The following is a 3,935-nucleotide window of genomic DNA, read 5'->3' on the forward strand; positions in this document are numbered from 1 at the left end:
AAAAACAAATCGGTATCAACAAACTTGGCACACTATTGAGTTCTCAAACAACAGACACACCCGGCACCACCCACACCCACCAAAGGGCCCAGACTCGCTCCGGAGCAACTTTCCAAAGTTACCCGAACCACCATCGCTTTGCAAATCAGTATCTCAACCAATTTCACGATTACAATTCGAATTTCCCTCAAATTGCGGCGCACGAAGCACCAGCCGTTTTAGGCTCAATTCGAAGGGGTTGGCCACCCGTGGTTCCCAGCTCTAGGCTGTCTCCCTCGCGGCGACTTAGAAGACATTACACGGCTTCTGTGCCGCGCGCAAATCCAGCACTGACGCCCCGCCGTACCCCGCACCTCAGAGGGATCCACAGCGCCCGATCGGACCGCCGCGGCGACGTCGACGGCGGAACGCGGGTTCCGGCGTCGGGCCCCTAACGGAACGCGGCGATACCAGTGAGCTTGCTACCCAAGATCAGGGTATGGACTTCGTCGGTGCCTTCATACGTGCGAACGGATTCCAGGTTGTTGGCATGCCGCAAGGGTGAGTGGTCCAGCGTTATTCCGTTGCCGCCAAGGATTGTGCGGGCTTCGCGGGCAATCTTGATGGCCTCGCGGCAGTTGTTCAATTTGCCCACCGAAATCTGGTCCGGCTGCAATGTGCCGGCGTCCTTCTTGCGCCCAAGGTGCAAGGCCAGGAGGAATCCCTTATTGATCTCCAGGGCCATATCAACCAACTTCTGCTGGGTCAGCTGGTAGCCGGCCAGCGGCCTGCCGAACTGCAGGCGGCCCTTGGAGTAATCGAGGGCTACCTCGAACGCATCGCGAGCAGCGCCCATGGCGCCCCAGATGATCCCGTAGCGGGCTTCGTTCAGGCATGAGAAGGGCCCTTTGAGCCCGACGACGTTTGGCAGCATTGCGCTTTCGGGTAGTCGCACGTTGGACAATTCGATGTCGCATTGGATGGAGGCCCGCATGGAGAGCTTAGGCTCGATCGGCGTCGCCGTGAATCCAGGTGTCTCGGTTGGGACTACAAAGCCGCGGACGCCGCCGTCGGTCTGGGCCCAGATGATGGCGACTTTGGCGACCGACGCTAGGCCGATCCAGCGTTTTGATCCGTTGAGGATCCAGTCGCCTCCGTCGCGGTGCGCAAAGGTAGTCATGCCACCCGGATCCGACCCCGCCGTCGGTTCCGTCAGCCCGAAGCAGCCGATCGCTTCCCCCGCGGCCATCGCAGGCAGCCATTCGGCTTTCTGTTCATCCGAACCGTGCTTGTAGATGGCGCTCATCGCCAGTGAGCCCTGCACCGAGACGAAGGTCCGCAGCCCGGAATCGCCAGCCTCAAGTTCCGCTCCGGTCAGGCCGTATTCGACGGCGGATCGGCCGGCGCAGCCGTAACCCTTCAGGTGCATGCCGAGCAGGCCCATCTTGGCCAGTTCAGGGACAAGTTCCAGCGGGAAAACGGCCCTTTCATACCAAGTTGCGATGTGTGGCCTGACTTCGCTATCCACGAAGGCCCGCACCGAATCGCGCAGTGCACGCTCATCCGCGCTGAGGAGGGAATCAAAGTCAATCAGATCGCTGATATCGGACATCTATGTGCCTTTCGCGGATGTGTTTGGAGGTCGGACTGCGAAGGTAGACCCTTGGTGCTCGCCAATGTCCGGGGGAATTTGCCTGTAGCTCGGCGCCGACGCGGACAGCCGGATCGGGTTGGTCAACTGCCGGGAGCTGCGACCTGTGGCGGGGTCAGTGACAATGATCGACGGTTCCAGCCCCAGGCGCTCTGCCAGTTCGAAAGCCTCGCCGACGCTGTTGATCCTCCCCGCAGGAACACCGGCGGCGAGCAATTTCCGTTGCCAATTCGCAGCAGTGTCAGCATCGAGCGCAGTCTCGATCACAATCCGCAGCTCCTCACGGGACGCTACACGGCATTCGTTAGTGAAGAACCTCGCTTGCTCGGGCAATCCCTTGAGTCCCAGAACTGACGCAAGGGCCGCAAATTGCCGGTCGTTACCGACCGCGATGGCGAGCATGCCGCCGCCAGTGCGGAATGTCTCATAAGGGGCAATGCTGGGGTGTGCATTACCTAGCCGGGCAGGCGAACAGCCCGTGGCCAAAGTGGCCGTGGCTTGGTTGACCAGGGCTGCCAGGAGCGAGGAAAAGAGGTTGATCTGCACCTGCTGGCCGGTCCCAGTGGCATCGCGCACCCGCAAGGCCATCAGGATCCCTGCCAGGGCATTCTGTCCCGTGAGGACGTCAACCAGGGCAACCCCCACCTTGCTGGGTTCTCCGTCCGCTTGGCCGGTAATACTCATCAGACCGCCAAGTGCCTGCACGAGCAGGTCATAGCCAGGCAGATCCGCGCCGGCGCCAGCCCCGAAGCCAGAGATCGAACAGTAGACAATATCCGGCCGGCTCTCGGAGACGGTCTGATAATCGAGCCCGAATTTCGCCATGACTCCCGGGCGGAAGTTTTCGATAACGACGTCGCAGCCGGCCACGAGCGCTCGGGCATAGCTCAATCCCTCATCGGACTTGAGATCGGCTACCACTGATCTCTTGTTCCGGTTGACGCTTGCAAAATAGGTGCCGGTGCCGTCGATGTCCACAGGCGGGACCCAGGCCCGGGTATCGTCGCCGGCAGCACTCTCTATCTTGATAACGTCCGCACCGTAATCCGCCAGCATCATGGAGCACAGCGGTCCGGCTAGAACCCGCGAAAAGTCCGCGATCCGTATTCCAGCCAAGGGCTGAGGCAGACCGCTTCGGCAGTCCGCTGTGGATTCCACGACCATCTCCCTCGATAGTTGTATGTTGCATGCAACTGTAAGGGATTGTCTTCAGCTTGTAAACAATTCCTCGCCGTATTGGAGTCAGCCGCGGAGTTTCGTCAGCTGATCCAGCTTCGCCAGATAGGCATCAGAGGACAGCCCCGGCGTCTTCGCGCAAACGCCCGTAATGAGAAGCCGGGCGGTACGGGTGACATGTTCTCGAACCGCGGCCGATGCAGCCTGCGGGTCCTTTCGCTCCAATGCCTCGAGAATGCCTCGACGATCGTCCGCCAAGTCCTGGCTGCTTCGGATTGAAGGGATGGTCACCAGCCCTTGCGCGAGAACGAGATTGCGGAGCTCGCCGTCCAGGGTCGTTAGGCGGGGATTACCCGCCAAACCCATGAGGAACAGATGGAATTCCTTGTCCGCCTGCAGGGTGCCGGGACCGTCCTCGCCGGCCGCAGCGTCCAGGATCCGCCCGTGCAACAGCCGGAAATGCTCCAAGTCGTCCTTGGTGATGACCTCGGCGGCCCTAGCCGCTGCCGGGGGCTCAAGAAGAATTCGGATCTGGAAGATCTGCACAATCTCATCAAGTGAAATCTGGAGCACGCGGACGCCGCGGTTCTTCTCGATCCGGACAATGCCCTCCTTTTCGAGCAGCTGCAGGGCCTCACGTACCGGCGTTCTGGACACGCCGAGTCTTTCGGCTAGTCCGATCGCGGAATAGTGCTCCCCGGGCGTCATCTCACCGGACGTGATCGCCGCCCGCAGCATCTCTGTGGCCTGCGCTGTCAGCGACACTCCGGGAGTAACCTGTTGCATGCTACTCATCCTGACATTGTAAGGGTCGACGCCGACCTGCTCTCGGAGGGTGCGTATGTGAGCCGGGGTTTGGGATTTCGAGGCCATATCTGAGCGGGGGTCCGGGGAAACCGGGCCATGGGTGAGCGGGGGTTCGCGGTAACCGGGTCATGGGTGGGCCGGGGTTGGATGCCCCGGACGCCCGCTCAGTAATAAAGGGTTTTCGTGGGACGCCCGCTCAGGTATGCGGGGTTTTCGTGGGACGCCCGCTCACGTGTGTCGTGTGTTGGGGTGTGTTAAGTGGGTCAGGCCCCGACACGGTGTGTCGGGGCCTGGCCGGTGAATGGTTGTCCGGCGGTGTCCT

At 61.2% G+C, this 3,935-nt stretch carries 3 protein-coding genes; all 3 read right to left on the reverse strand.

What is annotated here, in order from left to right; genetic code table 11:
* Positions 1 to 430 precede the first annotated feature (430 nt).
* On the reverse strand, positions 431 to 1,591 hold the full coding sequence (locus VLA65_RS21860; protein WP_332603740.1) for an acyl-CoA dehydrogenase family protein: 1,161 nt from the start codon (positions 1,589 to 1,591) through the stop codon (positions 431 to 433).
* Entirely contained in the window at positions 1,592 to 2,794 is a 1,203-nt protein-coding gene (locus tag VLA65_RS21865; RefSeq protein WP_332603741.1) for a CaiB/BaiF CoA transferase family protein, read from the reverse strand.
* Between the two features lie 78 nt (positions 2,795 to 2,872).
* Complete coding sequence (locus tag VLA65_RS21870; RefSeq protein WP_284988892.1) at positions 2,873 to 3,601, reverse strand: GntR family transcriptional regulator; 729 nt, start codon at positions 3,599 to 3,601, stop codon at positions 2,873 to 2,875.
* Between the last annotated feature and the right edge of the window lie 334 nt (positions 3,602 to 3,935).

Origin of the sequence: Arthrobacter sp. S2(2024) (genome assembly GCF_036662515.1) — a bacterium.
GTDB lineage: Bacteria > Actinomycetota > Actinomycetes > Actinomycetales > Micrococcaceae > Arthrobacter.

Bases quoted from the DNA above. Each gene is read 5' to 3' on its own strand.
- VLA65_RS21860 (WP_332603740.1), bottom strand. From the start codon at position 1,591: ATGTCCGATATCAGCGATCTGATTGACTTTGATTCCCTCCTCAGCGCG.
- VLA65_RS21865 (WP_332603741.1), bottom strand. From the start codon at position 2,794: ATGGTCGTGGAATCCACAGCGGACTGCCGAAGCGGTCTGCCTCAGCCC.
- VLA65_RS21870 (WP_284988892.1), bottom strand. From the start codon at position 3,601: ATGAGTAGCATGCAACAGGTTACTCCCGGAGTGTCGCTGACAGCGCAG.